At 71.8% G+C, this 16,921-nt stretch carries 18 protein-coding genes; 8 read left to right on the plus strand and 10 right to left on the minus strand.

Annotated features, from left to right (window positions below; translation table 11 throughout):
- Positions 1-70: 70 nt before the first annotated feature.
- The 6 genes from ABZT74_RS22240 to ABZT74_RS22265 form a co-directional block, all read right to left on the minus strand.
- A complete protein-coding gene (locus tag ABZT74_RS22240) occupies positions 71-232 on the minus strand; it encodes a putative leader peptide (protein WP_356164663.1) in 162 nt (53 codons plus the stop codon).
- A gap of 33 nt (positions 233-265) precedes the next feature.
- Positions 266-2,011, minus strand: coding sequence for an FAD-dependent monooxygenase (locus ABZT74_RS22245; RefSeq protein WP_356437443.1), 1,746 nt, complete (start codon positions 2,009-2,011; stop codon positions 266-268).
- Between the two features lie 173 nt (positions 2,012-2,184).
- The gene (locus ABZT74_RS22250) at positions 2,185-3,078 is read right to left on the minus strand and encodes an amino acid ABC transporter permease (RefSeq protein WP_356437445.1); all 894 of its coding nucleotides are present in this window, start codon (positions 3,076-3,078) and stop codon (positions 2,185-2,187) included.
- Positions 3,075-3,743 carry an amino acid ABC transporter permease gene (locus ABZT74_RS22255; RefSeq protein WP_356437447.1) on the minus strand — a complete coding sequence of 223 codons (669 nt, stop codon included), beginning with the start codon at positions 3,741-3,743 and terminating at the stop codon, positions 3,075-3,077. Before ABZT74_RS22255 ends, ABZT74_RS22250 begins: the two co-directional genes overlap by 4 nt.
- Before the next feature lie 151 nt (positions 3,744-3,894).
- Positions 3,895-4,728 carry a glutamate ABC transporter substrate-binding protein gene (locus ABZT74_RS22260; RefSeq protein ID WP_356437449.1) on the minus strand — a complete coding sequence of 278 codons (834 nt, stop codon included), beginning with the start codon at positions 4,726-4,728 and terminating at the stop codon, positions 3,895-3,897.
- A gap of 104 nt (positions 4,729-4,832) precedes the next feature.
- A complete protein-coding gene (locus ABZT74_RS22265) occupies positions 4,833-5,609 on the minus strand; it encodes an amino acid ABC transporter ATP-binding protein (protein ID WP_355871574.1) in 777 nt (258 codons plus the stop codon).
- A gap of 318 nt (positions 5,610-5,927) precedes the next feature.
- Here ABZT74_RS22265 and ABZT74_RS22270 point away from each other — a divergent pair, with 318 nt between their 5' ends.
- Together ABZT74_RS22270 and ABZT74_RS22275 are read left to right on the plus strand one after the other, a co-directional pair.
- Positions 5,928-6,614 carry a response regulator transcription factor gene (locus tag ABZT74_RS22270; protein WP_355871571.1) on the plus strand — a complete coding sequence of 229 codons (687 nt, stop codon included), beginning with the start codon at positions 5,928-5,930 and terminating at the stop codon, positions 6,612-6,614.
- Between the two features lie 9 nt (positions 6,615-6,623).
- Positions 6,624-8,036 carry a HAMP domain-containing sensor histidine kinase gene (locus ABZT74_RS22275; RefSeq protein ID WP_355871568.1) on the plus strand — a complete coding sequence of 471 codons (1,413 nt, stop codon included), beginning with the start codon at positions 6,624-6,626 and terminating at the stop codon, positions 8,034-8,036.
- Positions 8,037-8,060: 24 nt separating this feature from the next.
- On the opposite strand, the gene ABZT74_RS22280 is transcribed toward ABZT74_RS22275, so the two are convergent.
- Positions 8,061-9,059, minus strand: a complete 999-nt coding sequence (locus ABZT74_RS22280; RefSeq protein ID WP_356437452.1) for a TAXI family TRAP transporter solute-binding subunit — start codon at positions 9,057-9,059, stop codon at positions 8,061-8,063.
- 235 nt (positions 9,060-9,294) lie between these two features.
- On the opposite strand from ABZT74_RS22280, the gene ABZT74_RS22285 reads away from it, so the two are divergent.
- On the plus strand, positions 9,295-9,678 hold the full coding sequence (locus ABZT74_RS22285) for a MazG nucleotide pyrophosphohydrolase domain-containing protein (protein WP_356165343.1): 384 nt from the start codon (positions 9,295-9,297) through the stop codon (positions 9,676-9,678).
- A gap of 218 nt (positions 9,679-9,896) precedes the next feature.
- Positions 9,897-10,772 carry an alpha/beta hydrolase gene (locus tag ABZT74_RS22290; RefSeq protein ID WP_356437455.1) on the plus strand — a complete coding sequence of 292 codons (876 nt, stop codon included), beginning with the start codon at positions 9,897-9,899 and terminating at the stop codon, positions 10,770-10,772.
- Positions 10,773-10,787: 15 nt separating this feature from the next.
- Here ABZT74_RS22290 and ABZT74_RS22295 read toward each other — a convergent pair whose 3' ends face one another.
- On the minus strand, positions 10,788-11,516 hold the full coding sequence (locus ABZT74_RS22295; protein WP_356437622.1) for a TetR/AcrR family transcriptional regulator: 729 nt from the start codon (positions 11,514-11,516) through the stop codon (positions 10,788-10,790).
- 98 nt (positions 11,517-11,614) lie between these two features.
- On the opposite strand from ABZT74_RS22295, the gene ABZT74_RS22300 reads away from it, so the two are divergent.
- The 3 genes from ABZT74_RS22300 to ABZT74_RS22310 all read left to right on the plus strand — a co-directional run bounded on the left by ABZT74_RS22300 (position 11,615) and on the right by ABZT74_RS22310 (position 15,055).
- The gene (locus tag ABZT74_RS22300) at positions 11,615-12,478 is read left to right on the plus strand and encodes an NAD(P)H-binding protein (protein ID WP_356437458.1); all 864 of its coding nucleotides are present in this window, start codon (positions 11,615-11,617) and stop codon (positions 12,476-12,478) included.
- Positions 12,479-12,651: 173 nt separating this feature from the next.
- On the plus strand, positions 12,652-14,184 hold the full coding sequence (gene miaB / locus ABZT74_RS22305; protein ID WP_356437460.1) for a tRNA (N6-isopentenyl adenosine(37)-C2)-methylthiotransferase MiaB: 1,533 nt from the start codon (positions 12,652-12,654) through the stop codon (positions 14,182-14,184).
- 142 nt (positions 14,185-14,326) lie between these two features.
- Positions 14,327-15,055, plus strand: coding sequence for a class III extradiol dioxygenase subunit B-like domain-containing protein (locus ABZT74_RS22310; protein WP_356437463.1), 729 nt, complete (start codon positions 14,327-14,329; stop codon positions 15,053-15,055).
- A gap of 105 nt (positions 15,056-15,160) precedes the next feature.
- On the opposite strand, the gene ABZT74_RS22315 is transcribed toward ABZT74_RS22310, so the two are convergent.
- The gene (locus tag ABZT74_RS22315) at positions 15,161-15,421 is read right to left on the minus strand and encodes an antitoxin (RefSeq protein WP_355871460.1); all 261 of its coding nucleotides are present in this window, start codon (positions 15,419-15,421) and stop codon (positions 15,161-15,163) included.
- A 24-nt stretch (positions 15,422-15,445) separates the two neighbouring features.
- Positions 15,446-15,700, minus strand: coding sequence for a hypothetical protein (locus ABZT74_RS22320; protein WP_355871458.1), 255 nt, complete (start codon positions 15,698-15,700; stop codon positions 15,446-15,448).
- A 182-nt stretch (positions 15,701-15,882) separates the two neighbouring features.
- On the opposite strand from ABZT74_RS22320, the gene miaA reads away from it, so the two are divergent.
- A complete protein-coding gene (gene miaA / locus ABZT74_RS22325) occupies positions 15,883-16,821 on the plus strand; it encodes a tRNA (adenosine(37)-N6)-dimethylallyltransferase MiaA (protein WP_355871456.1) in 939 nt (312 codons plus the stop codon).
- Positions 16,822-16,921 lie beyond the last annotated feature (100 nt).

Genomic DNA, 16,921 nt, shown 5'->3' on the forward strand with positions numbered 1-16,921 from the left:
GACCGTCCTGAGGGTTCGCGAGAGGGGCGCGCGGGGGCACGAAGCGGCGCGCGGGAGGAAGGATGCGAAGTCAGAAGGACGGACGACACACGCAGCCCGCATAGCGGAGGAGGTCCATATGGACCCTCCGCCACAGGCGCACACAGGTGTCGGTCACGCTCCGGAGTAGACCATGGCGGTGCAGGCCGGTCAACTCACTGTCACTATGTGGACCCCTTCGGGCCCACGGCATCGGATCGTCCCAGCTCAGGTGGTCACGGAGCGTTCAACTTCGGCCGACGGTCGCCTCCGAGGCGGTCTCCGTCGCCGCCGGTCCGCCGAGGGCCGTCTCCGCCGCCTCGTACAGGTCGGCCGGCCGGACCCCGCTGAGCGCGGTGACCAGATGACCGTCGGGCCGGACGAGGAGCACCGTGTGTGCGGCCGCGCCCGGGTAGCTCTCCGCGACGAGCAGTTCGGCGGGGTGCGGCAGCGCGGTCACGGCGGCGGCGAGGCGGGGCATGATGCCGGCCGTCACCCAGTGCTTGCGTTCCCACACTCCGGTGCCCGGGGCGATCAGTACGACGAGCAGGACGCCGCGGCCGAGCCGTTCGCGCAACGGGACGAACGAGCCGTCCTCCGCGGTCACCCGCACATCGGTGACCGGAGCGCCGGGCTCGGTGGCGACGGGGGCCTGCGAGTCGACGGGCGGGGGCGCGAGGGGGGAGTCGGCGTACGACCCCGGCGTGCCCAGCGGTCCCCGCCCGAGGTGACCGTCCGTGAGGAGCGCGTCGTGGCCGCGAGCGGAACCGGGGACGTAGGCGCGCAGCCCGCCGCCGCCCCGCAGGACGGGCAGTGCCTGGTCGGCGGCGCGCAGCCGGGCGGCGACCACGGCCCGCCGCTCGGTCTGGTAGCTGTCGAGCAGGGCGTCGTGCGGGCCGTGGTGCCAGGCGAGAGCCAGCTTCCAGGCGAGGTTGTCGGCGTCCCGCAGACCTTCGTCCAGCCCCTGGGTACCGAGGGCACCCAGCAGGTGGGCCGCGTCCCCGGCGAGGAAGACGCGCCCGACGCGCCACCGCCGGGCGAGCCGGTGGTGCACGGTGTGGACGCCGGTGTCGAGCAGCTCGTACGCGGGGGTGGAGCCGCCGCTCCAGCCGCCGAGGGTCTCCCTGATGCGGGCGACCAGCAGGTCGGGCGTGACCAGGTCCTTGCCCGGGGGCAGCAGCCAGTCCAGCCGCCACACGTCCTCGGCGAGCGGGCGCGCGGCCACCTCACCGAGGGAGGGCCCGGACGTCCGCCACGGCGGCAGGCGATGCAGCAACGCTTCTCCGGGCCAGGGGAGTTCGGCCCGCAGGGCCGCCACGGCGTGCCGTTCGACGGCGGTGCGGCCGGGAAAGCGGATGTCCTGGAGCTTGCGCACCGTCGAGCGCGGCCCGTCGCAGCCGACGAGGTAACTGCCGCGCCACCACGTTCCGTTGGACCCGCGGGTGTGCGCCGTGACACCCGACGTCTCCTGCTCCACGGAGTCGAGACGGCTGTCGGAGGCGACTTTGACGAGGCGCTCGTGGACGATCGCCTCGCGCAGGGCGGCGGTCAGCTCGTGCTGGGCGATGTGCAGCGGAGCACTGAACTCCTCGGCCTCCGCCGGGCTTTCCGTACTCCGGCCGGCACCCGCGCCCCGGGCGGTGACGGCCCCCCGAGGGCCGTCACCGCGGGACATCCCGGTGTCCCGGGGACCGGTGGCGCTCCGTGCCCCGCTCCCGCTCACCCGCCCGCCGAAGACGACCTCGCGCATCACCTGCTTGCGCCGCATCGACCGCCATCCGGCCCAACGGAAGCCGACGTCGTCGATCGGGAGCCCCGTGAGCCTGCCGACCAGCGCGGCCGTGTCCTCGCGCAGCACCACACTCCGCGCGAGCCGCTGTTCGTCCTTGCCCGGCCCCTCGTCCAGGACCACGGAGGGGACCTCCTGGCGCGCCAGCGCAAGGGCCAGCGTGAGCCCGACGGGCCCTGCTCCGACGATGATCACCGGGTCCACGACGCGGTGCCCCCTGCCCGGAGCGGTGTCCTGAGAGACGTACGGGAACAGGCAGGTGGAGCGGGGTGCACGATCACAGAACGTATGCAACCCATTGCCGGTGCTTGCGTCAAGTGACGAGGGCAGTGGCGATCATGCCACTGCCCCCACCGGCCAAGCTGATTGACCGCTTGTCAGATGCCGCCGCCGCCGGCGTTCGTGCCCGTGATCCCGGCGATCGCGGCGTCGTCCGCCGGGAGCACCGCGCCGGTCGACTTCTTGCCGCGCCGCAGCCGTGCCTCCAGCCAGGAGGCGAAGCTGGTGATCGCGAAGTTCACGATGATGAAGATGACGGCGACCACGATGAAGCTCTGGACGACGTTGGCGTAGTTGGCCGCGAGCGTGCTGCGCGCGGTGAGCAGCTCCTGGTAGCCGATCATGACGCCGCCCAGCGCGGTGTCCTTCACGATCACCACGAGCTGGCTGACGATCGCGGGCAGCATGACGGTGACCGCCTGCGGCAGCAGGATGCTGCTCATCGTCTGGCCCTTGCGCAGACCGATCGCGTACGCGGCCTCGGTCTGTCCCTTGGGCAGGGCGAGGATGCCGGCCCGGACGACCTCGGCGAGAACCGAGGCGTTGTAGAGGACCAGGCCGGTGACGACGGCGTAGAACGGGCGGTCCTCACTGGCGATGCCCGCGGAGCGCGCGTACAGCTCGTTCGCGAACAGCATGAGCAGCAGGACCGGGATCGACCGGAAGAACTCGACCACGACGCCGGCCGGGACGCGGACCCAGCGGTGGTCGGACATCCGGGCGATGCCGAAGACGGCGCCGAGCGGGAGGGCGATCACCATGCTGAGCGCGGCGGCCTTCAGCGTGCCGAGGAGACCCGGCCACAGATAGGTGCTCCAGGCGTCCGCCGTGGTGAACGGCTCCCAGAGGGCCCACTTCAGCTGGTTCTTGTCGTCCATCGCCGTCCAGATCCACCACAGGAACAGGGCGAGCAGGACGACGAAGACGATCGAGAGGACCACATTGCGGCGCTTGGCCCGGGGGCCGGGGGCGTCGTAGAGAACGGAGGTCATCGCTTTACCGCCAGTCGCTTGCCCAGCCAGCCGAGGATGAGGCCGGTGGGGAGGGTCAGGACCACGAACCCGAACGCGAAGACGACGGCGATGAGGACCGTCTGCGCCTCGGCCTCGATCATCGTCTTCATGAGGGTGGCGGCCTCGGCCACGCCGATGGCGGCGGCCACGGTCGTGTTCTTGGTCAGCGCGATCAGCACGTTCGCCAGCGGGACGATGACGGAACGGAACGCCTGCGGCAGCACGATGAGCCGGAGGGTCTGGCTGAAGCTCAGCCCGATCGCGCGGGCCGCCTCCGCCTGCCCGACGGGCACGGTGTTGATGCCGGACCGCAGCGCCTCGCACACGAAGGCCGCCGTGTAGGCGATGAGGCTGAGCACCGCGAGCCGGAAGCCCTGGAGATCGAAGTTGTCGGACGCGCCCATCGTCACACCGAAGATGTCGGCGAGGCCGAGCGAGCTGAAGACGATGATGACGGTCAGCGGGATGTTGCGGACGATGTTCACGTAGGCCGTGCCGAACCCGCGCATGAGCGGGACGGGGCTGACCCGCATCGCGGCCAGCAGCGTGCCCAGGATCAGGGAGCCGAGGCCGGCGTAGACGGTGAGCTTCACCGTCGTCCAGAACGCCCCTAGGACGTCATAACCTTGAAGAAAGTCGAACACGATCTCCCGCGCTTCCGGGTGGTGGCGTACGTGGCGGACGCGGCGCGCCGCCGCCGTGATCGCGGCGGGCGGCGGCGCACTGGCGGAACCCCGCGTGAACCGCGGGCTCCTGCGTTACCGATGGGTCCCTGCGTTGGCTGACGACCTCGGACTACTTGACGATCACGCCGACCTTCGGGGCAGGCTCGTTCTTGTAGCTCGTCCCGAAGTTCTTCTTGACCGCCGCTTCCCAGGCGCCGTCGCCGACCATCTTCGTGAGAGCGGCGTTGATCTTCTTCTCGAGGGCGGAGTCGCCCTTCTTGATGCCGACGCCGTAGTTCTCGTTGCTCAGCTTGAGGCCGGCGAGCTTGAACTGGCCCTTGTACTTGTCCTGTGCGGCGAAGCCCGCGAGGATCGAGTCGTCCGTGGTCACGGCGTCGACGGCACCGCTCTGCAGACCCGCGATGCACTCCGAGTAGCCGCTGTACTTACGCAGGTTGGCCTTCGGGGCGATGGTGTTCTTGACGTTCTCCGCCGACGTCGAGCCGGTGACGGAACACAGCTTCTTGCCGTTGAGGTCCGTGCCCTTGGTGATGTCCGAGTCGGCCTTGACGAGCAGGTCCTGGTGGGCCAGCAGGTAGGGGCCGGCGAAGTCGACCTTCGCCTTGCGCTCGTCGGTGATCGAGTAGGTGGCCGCGATGAACTTCACGTCGCCGCGCTGGAGCGCGTTCTCACGGTCGGCGCTCTTCGTCTCGACGAACTCGATCTGGCTCGGCTTGTAACCGAGCTCCTTGGCCACGTAGGTCGCGACGTCCACGTCGAAACCGGCGAAGGAGCCGTCCGGCTGCTTCAGGCCGAGACCGGGCTGGTCGTACTTGATGCCGACCTTGATCTTGCCGCCGCCCGAGGAGCCGCTGTCGTCCTTGTTGTCCGAACCGCACGCCGTGGCGGTGGCGGTGAGGGCGAGCACGGCGGCCGAGGCGGCGACGACCTTGGAGAGCTTCATGGAGAACATCCTTTGCGTGGAGAAAGAGGTACGGGCCGTCGAAGCGCGGCTCGGGCGTTCGGAGCCCCGCACACGACGGGAGACGTCAGGGACGCCGGGAGCTGTCAGTGGTGCAGGATCTTCGACAGGAAGTCCTTGGCACGGTCGCTGCGCGGGTTGCTGAAGAACTGGTCCGGCACCGCCTCTTCGACGATGCGGCCGTCGGCCATGAACACGACGCGGTTCGCGGCCGAACGGGCGAATCCCATCTCGTGGGTGACGACGATCATGGTCATGCCGTCGCGGGCGAGCTGCTGCATGACTTCGAGGACCTCGTTGATCATCTCGGGGTCCAGCGCCGAGGTCGGCTCGTCGAAGAGCATGACCTTCGGGTCCATCGCCAGGGCCCGCGCGATCGCGACGCGCTGCTGCTGGCCGCCCGACAGCTGCGCCGGGTACTTGTCCGCCTGCGTACCGACACCGACGCGGTCGAGAAGGACGCGGGCCTTCTCCTCCGCCGCCTTCTTGTCGGTCTTGCGGACCTTGATCTGGCCCAGCATCACGTTCTCGAGCACGGTCTTGTGCGCGAAGAGGTTGAAGGACTGGAAGACCATGCCCACGTCGGCCCGGAGCCGGGCGAGCCCCTTGCCCTCCTGGGGCAGCGGCTTGCCGTCGATCGAGATGTCACCCGAATCGATGGTCTCCAGGCGGTTGATCGTGCGGCAGAGTGTGGACTTCCCGGACCCGGACGGTCCGATGACCACGACGACCTCACCCCGTGTGATCGTCAGGTCGATGTCCTGGAGTACGTGCAACGCGCCGAAGTGCTTGTTGACGCTCTTCAGGACGACCAGTTCGTCGGTCCCGGCCAGGTCGTCCTTGGCCACCGATACTTCGGTCATCGCTTTGGGGCTCCGTCCTCCTCGGTTTCGGAGGACAGTAGTGACCCCGCACGACCAGCGTCATTACATCTGAGGGGAACTTGAGCATCACGATCTGGTAGCAATCGGACACGTGTCGTAATGGCCGGCGCGAAGACGCGTACCGGCTGGGTAACGGAAGCCGCAGGCAACCCGAAGCCCCTTGACGCCGTCCTTGTCCATCGGCGTGACTTCCTACTTGGTGCCCGCGTGCGTGCACCCTTGCCCAGGACACGCGCCGCGACCGTACGACATTGCACGCGCCGAGACCGTACGACCGATGAACCGGAGGGGGCCGGAATGAGACTGCTGCTCGTCGAGGACGACAACCACGTCGCCGCGGCCCTGTCCGCCGTGCTCGCACGCCACGGCTTCGACGTCACGCACGCCCGCAGCGGCGAGGAGGCCCTGCAGGCCCTCGTGCCGGAGAGCGACGGGTTCGGGGTCGTCCTCCTCGACCTCGGACTGCCCGACCAGGACGGCTACGAGGTCTGCGGCAAGATCCGCAAGCGGACCGCCACCCCGGTGATCATGGTCACCGCGCGCGCGGACGTGCGGTCCCGCATCCACGGCCTCAACCTCGGCGCCGACGACTACGTGGTGAAGCCGTACGACACCGGGGAGCTGCTGGCCCGCATCCACGCCGTCGCGCGGCGCACCGCCCACGACGACGCCGCGTCACCCGGCGAGACGGCGCTGCTCCTCGGCCCCGTCCGCATCGAGCTGCCCAACCGGCAGGTCACCGTCGGCGGCACGACCGTCCAGCTGACCCGCAAGGAGTTCGACCTGCTCGCGCTCCTCGCCCAGCGCCCCGGCGTCGTGTTCCGCCGCGAACAGATCATCAGCGAGGTGTGGCGCACCAGCTGGGAGGGGACGGGACGCACCCTGGAGGTGCACGTCGCCTCGCTGCGTTCCAAGCTGCGCATGCCGGCGCTGATCGAGACCGTGCGCGGCGTCGGGTACCGGCTCGTCGCCCCGGCCGGGTAGCGGGCACGGGTGCGCGCGCGCCTCCTCCCGCTGCTCATCGTCCTGATGGCAGCCGTCCTGCTCGCCCTCGGCGTCCCGCTCGCCGTCAGCCTCGCGGCGGCCCGGCAGCAGCGCGTCGTCGTCGACCGCATCGACGACACCGCGCGCTTCTCCGCCCTCGCCCAGTACGTCACCGAGCCGCCGAGCGGCACCCAGGGCGGCTTCCCCGACGAACGCGCCGAGACGCTGCGCACCGAGCTGGCCCGCTACTACGAGGTGTACGGCATCCGCGCCGGCGTCTTCTACCGCAACGACAGGCCCATGGCCAACGCCCCGGACGACTGGGGTCTGCCCCGGACCGGGGTGGCCCGCGACGCCTTCAACGAGGCGCTGGTCAGCCGCCGCAGTCACGACCCCCAGCAGGTCTGGCCCTGGCAGCGCCACCGTCTCGTCGTCGCCTCCCCGGTCATCAAGGACGGCGACGTCATCGCCGTCGTCGTCACCGACTCGCCCACCGGGCAGATGCGGTCCGCGACCCTGCACGGCTGGCTGATCATCGGAGCGGGCGAGATCGCCGCGATGCTCCTCGCGGTCGGCGCCGCGCTGCGGCTGACCGGCTGGGTGCTCCGCCCGGTACGCGTCCTCGACGCCACCACCCACGACATCGCGACCGGGCGCCTCAAGTCCCGTGTCGCGGCGGCCGGCGGGCCACCGGAACTCCAGCGCCTGGCCCGGTCGTTCAACGAGATGGCCGACAACGTCGAGGACGTGCTGGAGCAGCAGCGCGCCTTCGTCGCCGACGCCTCGCACCAGTTGCGCAACCCGCTCTCCGCGCTGCTGCTGCGCATCGAGCTGCTCGCCCTCGAACTGCCCGAGGGCAACGAGGAGATCGCCTCCGTCCGCACCGAGGGCAAGCGCCTGGCCCGGGTCCTGGACGACCTGCTCGACCTGGCCCTCGCCGAGCACGCCGAGGCCGATGTGCGCCTCACGGACATCGGCGGGCTGACCGCCGAGCGGGTCGCGTCCTGGCAGCCGGTCGCCGAGAGCCGGGGCGTACGGCTGGTGGGGACCTGCCCGGCCACCACCGCCTGGGCCGACCCGGTCACGCTGTCCAGCGCCCTGGACGCGGTGATCGACAACGCGGTCAAGTTCACGCCCGAGGACGGATGCGTCGAGGTGACGGTCGCGTCCAACGGCCGGACGTCGACCGTCGTGGTGACCGACTGCGGTCCCGGCCTCACGGACGAGGACCTGACGCGTATCGGGGACCGCTTCTGGCGCAGTGCCGTCCATCAGAACGTCAAGGGCTCGGGCCTCGGCCTGTCCATCTCGCGGGCCCTCCTGGAGGCGGGCGGCGGCTCCATCGCGTACGAGCACCACGAGCCGCACGGCCTGTGCGTGACGGTGACGGTGCCGAGGTCGGAGCCCGGACGGGTGACCTGAGCGGCGTACGTCCCGTCCGGTCGGCTACGGCTTGATCGACCGGTAGTAGCGCCGCGCGCCGTCGTGCAGCGGCAGCGGGTCCGTGTAGATCGCCGTGCGCAGGTCCACGAGCTGGGCCGCGTGCACCTCGGCACCGATGCGGTCGCGGCTGGCGATCACCGTGCGGGTGAGTTCCTCGGTCAGGTTCGCGTCCGCGTCGTCCCGTGTGATCAGGAAGTTGGCCACGGCCAGCGTCTGCACGGCCGCGCCGCGCTGCGCCCTCGGATAGGCGTCGGCGGGCATCACCGCGGCCCGGTAGTAGCGGGAGGCGCCGCCCTGCTCGTGCAGCTTCTTGACGAGGTCGCTGCCGATCGGCACCAGCCGGATGTCGTCGCTCTCGGAGAGTCCGAGCACGGCGCTCGTCGGCAGGCCGCCGGACCAGAAGAAGGCGTCGATCCTGTGGTCCTTGAGCATCTCCGGCATGTCCGCGATGCCGTTGTCGAGCGGCTCGATGTCGCTGTCGGCGTCAAGGCCCGCCGCCTGGAGCACGTGGTTCGCGATCAGCCGCACTCCGGAACCGCTCGGACCGACGGCGACCTTCCTGCCCTCCAGATCCGCCACCGACCGTATGGGCGAGCCGCGCCGCACCACCAGGTGCACGTAGTCGTCGTACAGCCGCGAGCAGCCGCGCAGCCGGCCCGAGCCCGGCTTGTTCTGCAGGATGTACGTCTCCACGGCGTCGGCCGCGGCGATGCTGAAGTCGGCCTCGCCGGTGGCCACGCGCCGGATGTTCTCCTGCGAACCGTCGCTGTTCAGCAGCTTGACGTCGACATCGGGCATGTCCTTGGCCATGGCTCCCTGCAGGAGCGTGCCGTACTTCTGGTAGACCCCGGTCGGGGTGCCCGCGCTGAAGGTGATCGTCCCGCGCGGTGACTCCTCGCCGAGGGGCAGCAGCCACCACAGCAGCAGTCCGACGACCGCGAGGACGGCCGCGGAGCCGAACAGCGCGCGGCGTCTGCCGATGTGGGGGAGTGCCGGGAACATGCGCGCGATCCTGCCAGCCCGAGGGCGGTCCTGACCAGGCCGGGACGGGGGAGAGGGGGTCCGGCGGATCGATAGGCTCGCCCGTATGCAGCCGTCCTTCCCGTCGCGCGGCCCGTCTCCCGCAGGTCAAGCAGCCTCCCCGGCGGCGTCTCCGGACGCTTCGGAGGGCACCTCCGCCGGTGCCGTTCCGGCCGCTGTCCCCTCGTCCGCCTGCCCGTCGCCGTCCCCGGCCTCGCTGGTCCGGGAGTTCCACCGGGCGTTCGGCCTGGACGCCCGCAGTGTCCCGACCGAGGTGTCGCCCGGGCTGGCGGCGCACCGCGGGGAACTGCTGGCCGAGGAGGCCGCGGAAGTGGCGGAGGTCTCGGTCGAGGGCCCGCTCGACCGGCTGGCGCACGAGCTCGCCGACGTCGTGTACGTGGCGTACGGCACGGCCCTCGTCCACGGGATCGACCTCGACGCGGTGATCGCCGAGATCCACCGGGCCAACATGACCAAGATCGGCCCCGACGGCCACGTCGCCCGCCGGGCCGACGGCAAGGTCCTCAAGGGCGAGCACTACCGGGCCCCGGATGTCGCGGAGGTCCTGCGTCGCCAGGGGTGGAGCACGCCGGACGCCTAGGGCCCGCCGTTCCGGTCGCACCCCGGTCGTGGCGTTCCGGCCGACCGGGGCGCGCCGAGCCAGGCGGCGCCTCTCGCACCGCGTCCCGGCGACGTGCTCGCGCACCTCTTCCGCGGCCTCGGACCCGCTTGTTAACTTCGCGGAGCGGCGCCTCGCGGCGTCGCGGAGCGAAGCGGCCGGCGATGTCGCCGGGCCGCCGGGACGAGCAGGGGGAGCGCATGGACGAGCCGGCCGAACTCGATCTGCCCGTCGAGGGCGGAACCCTGCGCGTCCTGCGGTTCGGCGACGGCCCCCGGACCGCGCTCGCCGCCCATGGCATCACCGCGTCCGGCATGGCCTTCGGCGCCCTCGCCCGCCACCTCCCCGACGAGTGGAGCCTGTTCGCGCCCGACCTGCGGGGACGCGGCGGCAGTACCGACACCCCCGGCCCGTACGGCCTCGACCGGCACGCCGCCGACCTGTGCCGGCTGGCGGAGGGCCTCGGCGCGGGTGCCCCGGTCGCGCTGACCGGGCACTCGATGGGCGCGTACGTCGCGCTGCTCGCCGCCGCGCGCCGGCCCGAACTGTTCGACCGGCTCCTGCTCGTCGACGGAGCGCTGCCCCTGCCGGTGCCGCCCGGCGCCGATCTCGACGGCATCCTCGATGTGACGCTCGGCCCCGCGATAGTGCGCCTCGGCCGCACGTACGGGACCGACCAGGACTACGTCGACTTCTTCCGCGCGCACCCGGCGCTCGGCCCGGACTGGAACGCCGACGTCGAGACGTACGTCCGCTACGACCTCATGGGTCCCGAGGGCGCCCGTCGGTCGAGGGCGCGCGAGGAGGCCGTACGGCAGGACGGGCGCGATCTGCTGGCCTCGGGCGACCGGTTCGCCGCGGACCTGGAGCGGCTGTCCGTCCCGGCGCTGCTGCTGCACGCGCCGCTCGGGCTGCTGGGCCAGGAACCGCCGATGCTCCCCGCCACCGTGGTCGAGCGCTGGACCGGTGGGGCGGTGGACCTGCCCGCCGAACTGGTCGAGGGCTCCAACCACTACACGATCCTGCTGGGCGCCGCCGCGAAGACGGTCGCGGAACGGTTCACCGGCCTGGCCTGACACCGGAACCGGCGGTCACTCGGCGGACGCGGCGATCCGGTCCAGCCACTCCTCCATGAGCCCGCGCTCGGGTGCGGTCAGGGCATCGGTCCGGGGGAGGACCGCCCGCAGGGTGACGGCCGCGGTGACGGGCTCGGGCGCGGTGTCGGCCGGCGCGTCGGTGGTGATCGCCGCCAGGACGGCCTCCCGGGCGGTGCGCGAGAGTTCGGGGTCGCGGCGGTCCTCGGGCGTGGCGATGAGCGTGAGTGTCGTACCGGATCCGGCCGCGTGGACCAGGGCGACGGCGCGTTCTTCGGGGACGGTCAGCCGGCCCGCTTCAGCGACGCGGCGGATGTGACCGGAGAGCACCTCGAAGGCGGCGGCCGCCGCGGGGGAGGTCGTGCCCGGGCGGTAGCGGCCGTACATCAGGGTGAAGAGCGCCGGGTTCGCGAGCCCGAGGCCGATGTGCAGATCCCAGCCACGGCGGAGGTCCTCCACCGGGTCTCCTGTCGAGGCGAGGGCGGACTTGCTGGTCAGGTAGGCGGTGAAGCCGTGCGCGGCGACCGCGTCGAGCAGGCCCTCCTTGTCGCCGAAGAGCCGGTAGATGGTCGGCGGCTGGACCCCCGCGGCGGCGCTCACGGCCCGCGTCGACACCGCGTCCGGGCCGCCCTCGGCCAGCAGTCGCGTGGCCGCCGCGACGATCCGTCCGCGCGGCCCCTCAGGAGCCTCCACCGCGGTGACGTCGATGCTCCCCGTGCTCTCCATGGTCATGCTTCCGATGGTAACGGAGCAACGTTAGCGTCTGTTCGTTTCCAGTGGTACCTTCGAAGTGTTATCGCTGGAAACACCGAAAGAGGACCGTCATGATCGTCGTCACCGGAGCCAACGGCCGGCTCGGCCGGCTCGTCGTCGAGAAGCTGCTGGACCGCGTCCCCGCCGAGGAGATCGGCGTCAGCGTGCGCGACCCCGACCGTGCCCGGGCCTTCGCGGAGCGCGGCGTGCGAGTGCGCCGCGGCGACTTCACCGACCCCGCGAGCCTCGCCCACGCCTTCGAGGACGCCTCCAAGGTGCTCGTCGTCTCCGCCGACGCCGTCGGCGAGACCGCGGTCGGCGGACACCGCACCGCCATCGAGTCGGCGGCCGCCGCCGGCGCCAAGCGCGTCCTCTACACGAGCCACATGGGCGCCGACCCCACCTCGCCGTTCCCCCCCATGCCCGACCACGCGGCGACGGAGCAGGACCTCCAGCGGTCCGGCGTCCCCTTCACCTCCCTGCGCAACGGCTTCTACGCCGCCTCCGCCGCGATGCTGCTCGGCGCCGCCGTCGAGACCGGCGAACTCGTCGCCCCGGAGGACGGGCCGGTCGCCTGGACCGCCCACGCCGACCTCGCCGAGGCGGCGGCGCTCGCCCTCGCGGACGGGACGGACGAGCTCGACGGCTTCACGCCCGCGCTGACCGCCGCCGAGACCGTCGACATGGCGGGCATCGCGGAGATCGCCTCGCGGATAACGGGCCGTACGATCCGCCGGGTCGTCGTCTCCGACGCGGACTACCGGTCCGGTCTGGTCGGCCACGGCGTACCCGAGCCGGCGGCCGACCTCCTCGTCGGACTGTTCGCCGCGAGCCGCCAGGGCGCGTTCGCACCCGCGGACCCCGCGCTCGCCCGGCTGCTGGGCCGGCCCACGGTGCCGGTGGAGGACGTCCTGCGGGCCGCGATCCCGGCATGACCCCGGCCGCCGCGCAGCGCACGACGACGGCCCGCTCGTGACCGGGAGAGGCGCCTCCCGTGCCGGGCGCCGCGGCCCGGCCGCGGCGCCCGGACCCGGCCCGTCCCGTGCGCCGTCCCGGCCGTGGGGCGCCTGCGTCCTGACGCACTCCGTCAACCGCCTACCCTTGTCACATGAGCAGCGGCGACCGGAGTCAGGCAGTGGACGTTCAGGAATCCAAGACGTACGAAGTGCGCACCTACGGGTGTCAGATGAACGTCCATGACTCCGAGCGACTCTCCGGGCTCCTGGAGAACGCCGGTTACGTGCGGGCCCCCGAGGGCTCGGACGGCGACGCGGACGTCGTCGTCTTCAACACCTGCGCCGTCCGGGAGAACGCCGACAACAAGCTCTACGGCAACCTCGGCCGCCTCGCCCCGATGAAGACGAAGCGCCCCGGCATGCAGATCGCCGTCGGCGGCTGCCTCGCCCAGAAGGACCGCGACACCATCGTCAAGAAGGCGCCCTGGGTGGACGTCGTCTTCGGCACGCACAACATCGGCAAACTGCCGGTCCTGCTGGAGCGCGCCCGCGTCCAGGAGGAGGCGCAGATCGAGATCGCCGAGTCCCTGGAGGCCTTCCCCTCCACGCTGCCGACCCGCCGCGAGAGCGCGTACGCCGCCTGGGTGTCGATCTCCGTCGGCTGCAACAACACCTGCACCTTCTGCATCGTCCCGGCGCTGCGCGGCAAGGAGAAGGACCGCAGGACCGGCGACATCCTGGCCGAGATCGAGGCCCTGGTCGGCGAGGGCGTCTCCGAGATCACGCTCCTCGGACAGAACGTCAACGCGTACGGCAGCGACATCGGCGACCGCGAGGCCTTCAGCAAGCTGCTGCGCGCCTGCGGAAAGATCGAGGGCCTGGAGCGCGTCCGCTTCACCTCGCCGCACCCGCGCGACTTCACCGACGACGTGATCGCCGCCATGGCCGAGACGCCGAACGCGATGCCGCAGCTGCACATGCCGATGCAGTCCGGCTCGGACACGGTCCTGAAGGCCATGCGCCGTTCGTACCGCCAGGAGCGCTTCCTCGGGATCATCGACAAGGTCCGGGCCGCCATCCCGCACGCGGCGATCACCACCGACATCATCGTGGGCTTCCCCGGCGAGACGGAGGAGGACTTCGAGCAGACCCTCCACGCCGTCCGCGCGGCCCGCTTCTCGCAGGCCTTCACCTTCCAGTACTCCAAGCGCCCCGGTACCCCGGCGGCCACCATGGAGGGGCAGATCCCCAAGGAGGTCGTCCAGGCGCGCTACGAGCGTCTCGTCGCCCTCCAGGAGGAGATCTCCTGGGACGAGAACACGAAGCAGGTCGGCCGCACCCTGGAGCTGATGGTCGCCGAGGGCGAGGGCCGCAAGGACGGCGCGACCCACCGGCTCTCCGGCCGCGCCCCCGACAACCGCCTGGTCCACTTCACCAAGCCCGAGGCGGAGGTCCGTCCCGGCGACGTGGTCACCGTCGAGATCACGTACGCCGCCCCGCACCACCTCCTCGCCGAGGGCGCCGTCCTGGACGTGCGGCGCACGCGCGCGGGGGACGCCTGGGAGAAGCGCAACGCCGCGGCGGCCGCCAAGCCGGCGGGCGTCATGCTCGGCCTGCCGAAGATCGGCGCCCCGGAGCCCCTGCCGGTCGCCGCGGGAGCCGGCAGCGGCTGCGGCTGCGACTGAACCACGTCCGACGGGGCTCGGGCGGAGGTGCGCCCGGTCACGGGCCTTCGGTGGTCAGGGTGTTGCCCGGGAGGATGGGGTCCGGTCCCGGAGGGCTGACGGTCCCGGGCGGCTCCCGGGGGACAGCGTTACGCTGCGGATCATGCTTGTAGCCGCCGCAGTCTGCCCCTGCCCCCCGCTGCTCGTGCCCGACGTCGCCGCCGGCGCGGCACCCGAGCTGGACGCCGCGCGCGCGGCGTGCACGGACGCGCTGGGCGTGCTCGCCGCGTCCCGCCCCGACCTGCTCGTCGTCGTCGGCCCCGCCGACCGGAGCGGCCGCGGACCGCACCCGGAGGGAACGCGCGGCTCCTTCGCCGGCTTCGGCGTCGACCTCGCCGTCCGCCTCGGCCGGGAGAACGCGGCCGGCACGGGCTCCGACACCGCGGACGGTGAGCTCCCGCCCTCGCTGGCCGTCGCCGCCTGGCTGCTGGAGCGAACCGGCTGGTCCGATGCCCCCGTCGAGGGGCTCGGCGTGGGCGAACCACTGGAAACCGAGCGGTGCGTCGTGACGGGGTCCCAGCTCGGCGCGCGCGCCGAGCGCGTGGCGCTGCTGGTCATGGGTGACGCCAGCGCGTGCCGGACGCTGAAGGCGCCGGGCTATCTCGATGAGCGCGCGGCGGGCTTCGACGCGGAGGCGGCCCGCGCCCTGGGAACGGCGGACGTCGAGGCGCTCAAGGCACTGGACACGGAACTGGCCGAGGAGTTGAAGGTCGCGGGGCGCGCCCCCTGGCAGGTCCTCGCGGGCGCCGCGGAGGGCGCGGGCCTGGCCGGCGCCCTGCTCTACGACGACGCGCCCTACGGAGTCGGGTACATCGTGGCGGCCTGGTCCTAGGGTCACGCGGCATCCCGGCCCCCGTCGCTGTTCCGAAGCCGCCCACGAAACGGCGGACGGCCGGAAGCACGGGGCTTCACGGCCGTCCGCCGATGTGAGCGTCGGTCAGGGTGCCTGGGGCGGGGTCGGCGTGTCCGGCGGTGTAGCGGACCCGCCCTCCTTCGCCGCGAGGCGGTCCATGGCGTCCTTCGCCTTGCCGGTGCCCGTCCGGATCGTGTCGCTGTACTTGTGCTTGGTCTTCTCGTCCACGACCTTGGCCGCCTTCTCCAGGCCGTCGTTGACCTTGTGCCCGTGCTGCTGCGCGAGCCCCGAGACCTTGTCCTTGGCAGGCTCCAGCTTGGCTTTCAGGTTGTCCATCAGACCCATGGTTCGCCTTCCCTCGCGGGGCAGTTACCTTCGGGCGCTGTCACCGGCTTCGTTGTCGGCGGCCTGGTCGGCGGTCTGCTGCCGCGGGATGTCGACCTCCTCCGCGGTGCCGGCCTCGGCGGTTCCCGCCGGCGCCTCGCCCTCGCTCCCGGACGAACCCTCCGCGTCCACCGCCACCTCCGCCTCGGTGCCGGCCGGCCCTGCGGGGGCCTGCGCCTCGGCGGTTGACGCCTCCTCCGTCGCCTTCGACCTCCGGAGAAGCCGTGTAAATACGCCCATATCCGCTCCATACGTTACTCGTGAGGGCGAAATTCCGCGTTGCCCGGTGCGTCCGATTGCGTCGCCCGGGTCACCGGCTCTCGACACCGGCGGCTGGAACCTCGCAACAGGCAACGAACCCGGACCGGGCCCGTCACGTAGCTCGTTAGGGGAGAGGCCCCGGGGTTTGCGAGACTGGGACCGTGAGCAGCACACCCCCCGCCCCCCGGGTCATCGCCGTCGTCGGACCGACCGCGGCAGGAAAGTCCGATCTGGGCGTTTTCCTCGCCAAGAGCCTCGGCGGCGAGGTCGTCAACGCCGACTCCATGCAGTTGTACCGAGGGATGGACATCGGCACCGCCAAGCTGACGGACGAGGAACGCGGCGGAGTCCCTCACCATCTCCTGGACATCTGGGACGTGACGGTCACGGCCAGCGTCGCCGAGTACCAGCGACTCGCCCGCGCCCGTATCGACGCCCTGCTCGCCGATGGCCGCTGGCCGGTCCTGGTGGGCGGCTCCGGACTGTACGTGCGCGGGGCCGTCGACAACCTGGAGTTCCCCGGCACCGACCCCGAGGTGCGCGCCCGCCTGGAGGAGGAGCTGACCCTGCGCGGCTCCGGAGCCCTGCACGCCCGGCTCGCCATGGCGGACCCCGAGGCCGCGCACGCGATCCTGCCCAGCAACGGCCGCCGCATCGTCCGCGCCCTCGAAGTCATCGAGATCACCGGCAAGCCCTTCACCGCCAACCTGCCCGGCCACGACTCCGTCTACGACACCGTGCAGATCGGCGTCGACGTGGCCCGCCCCGAGCTGGACGAGCGCATCGCCCGCCGGGTCGACCGGATGTGGGACGCCGGGCTCGTCGACGAGGTGCGCACGCTGGAGACGCACGGCCTGCGCGAGGGGCGCACCGCGGCACGGGCGCTCGGATACCAGCAGGTGCTCGCGGCGCTCGCCGGGGAGTGCACCGAGGACGAGGCGCGCGCGGAGACCGTTCGTGCCACCAAGCGCTTCGCGCGCCGTCAGGATTCATGGTTCCGGCGCGACCCCCGGGTGCATTGGCTCAGTGGGGCTGCGGCGGATCTCACAGAACTTCCGGAACTCGCACTGGCGTTGGTCGAACGACCGGTCACAGCCTGATCACGTCATGGCATCGGGACGCTCCGGCCGTCATCGGGGCCTCCGGTGGCGTGCCATCATCGAGCTTCGATCGACCAGTGAAGTCCGAGTTGGGAGGGCG

This window comes from Streptomyces sp. NPDC005302, from assembly GCF_040607345.1.
GTDB lineage: Bacteria > Actinomycetota > Actinomycetes > Streptomycetales > Streptomycetaceae > Streptomyces.

Coding starts and splice junctions, on each gene's coding strand:
- ABZT74_RS22240 (WP_356164663.1), bottom strand. CDS start 232: ATGCCGTGGGCCCGAAGGGGTCCACATAGTGACAGTGAGTTGACCGGC.
- ABZT74_RS22250 (WP_356437445.1), bottom strand. CDS start 3,078: ATGACCTCCGTTCTCTACGACGCCCCCGGCCCCCGGGCCAAGCGCCGC.
- ABZT74_RS22260 (WP_356437449.1), bottom strand. CDS start 4,728: ATGAAGCTCTCCAAGGTCGTCGCCGCCTCGGCCGCCGTGCTCGCCCTC.
- ABZT74_RS22265 (WP_355871574.1), bottom strand. CDS start 5,609: ATGACCGAAGTATCGGTGGCCAAGGACGACCTGGCCGGGACCGACGAA.
- ABZT74_RS22270 (WP_355871571.1), top strand. CDS start 5,928: ATGAGACTGCTGCTCGTCGAGGACGACAACCACGTCGCCGCGGCCCTG.
- ABZT74_RS22280 (WP_356437452.1), bottom strand. CDS start 9,059: ATGTTCCCGGCACTCCCCCACATCGGCAGACGCCGCGCGCTGTTCGGC.
- ABZT74_RS22290 (WP_356437455.1), top strand. CDS start 9,897: ATGGACGAGCCGGCCGAACTCGATCTGCCCGTCGAGGGCGGAACCCTG.
- ABZT74_RS22295 (WP_356437622.1), bottom strand. CDS start 11,516: ATGGAGAGCACGGGGAGCATCGACGTCACCGCGGTGGAGGCTCCTGAG.
- ABZT74_RS22300 (WP_356437458.1), top strand. CDS start 11,615: ATGATCGTCGTCACCGGAGCCAACGGCCGGCTCGGCCGGCTCGTCGTC.
- miaB (WP_356437460.1), top strand. CDS start 12,652: ATGAGCAGCGGCGACCGGAGTCAGGCAGTGGACGTTCAGGAATCCAAG.
- ABZT74_RS22310 (WP_356437463.1), top strand. CDS start 14,327: ATGCTTGTAGCCGCCGCAGTCTGCCCCTGCCCCCCGCTGCTCGTGCCC.
- ABZT74_RS22315 (WP_355871460.1), bottom strand. CDS start 15,421: ATGGGTCTGATGGACAACCTGAAAGCCAAGCTGGAGCCTGCCAAGGAC.
- ABZT74_RS22320 (WP_355871458.1), bottom strand. CDS start 15,700: ATGGGCGTATTTACACGGCTTCTCCGGAGGTCGAAGGCGACGGAGGAG.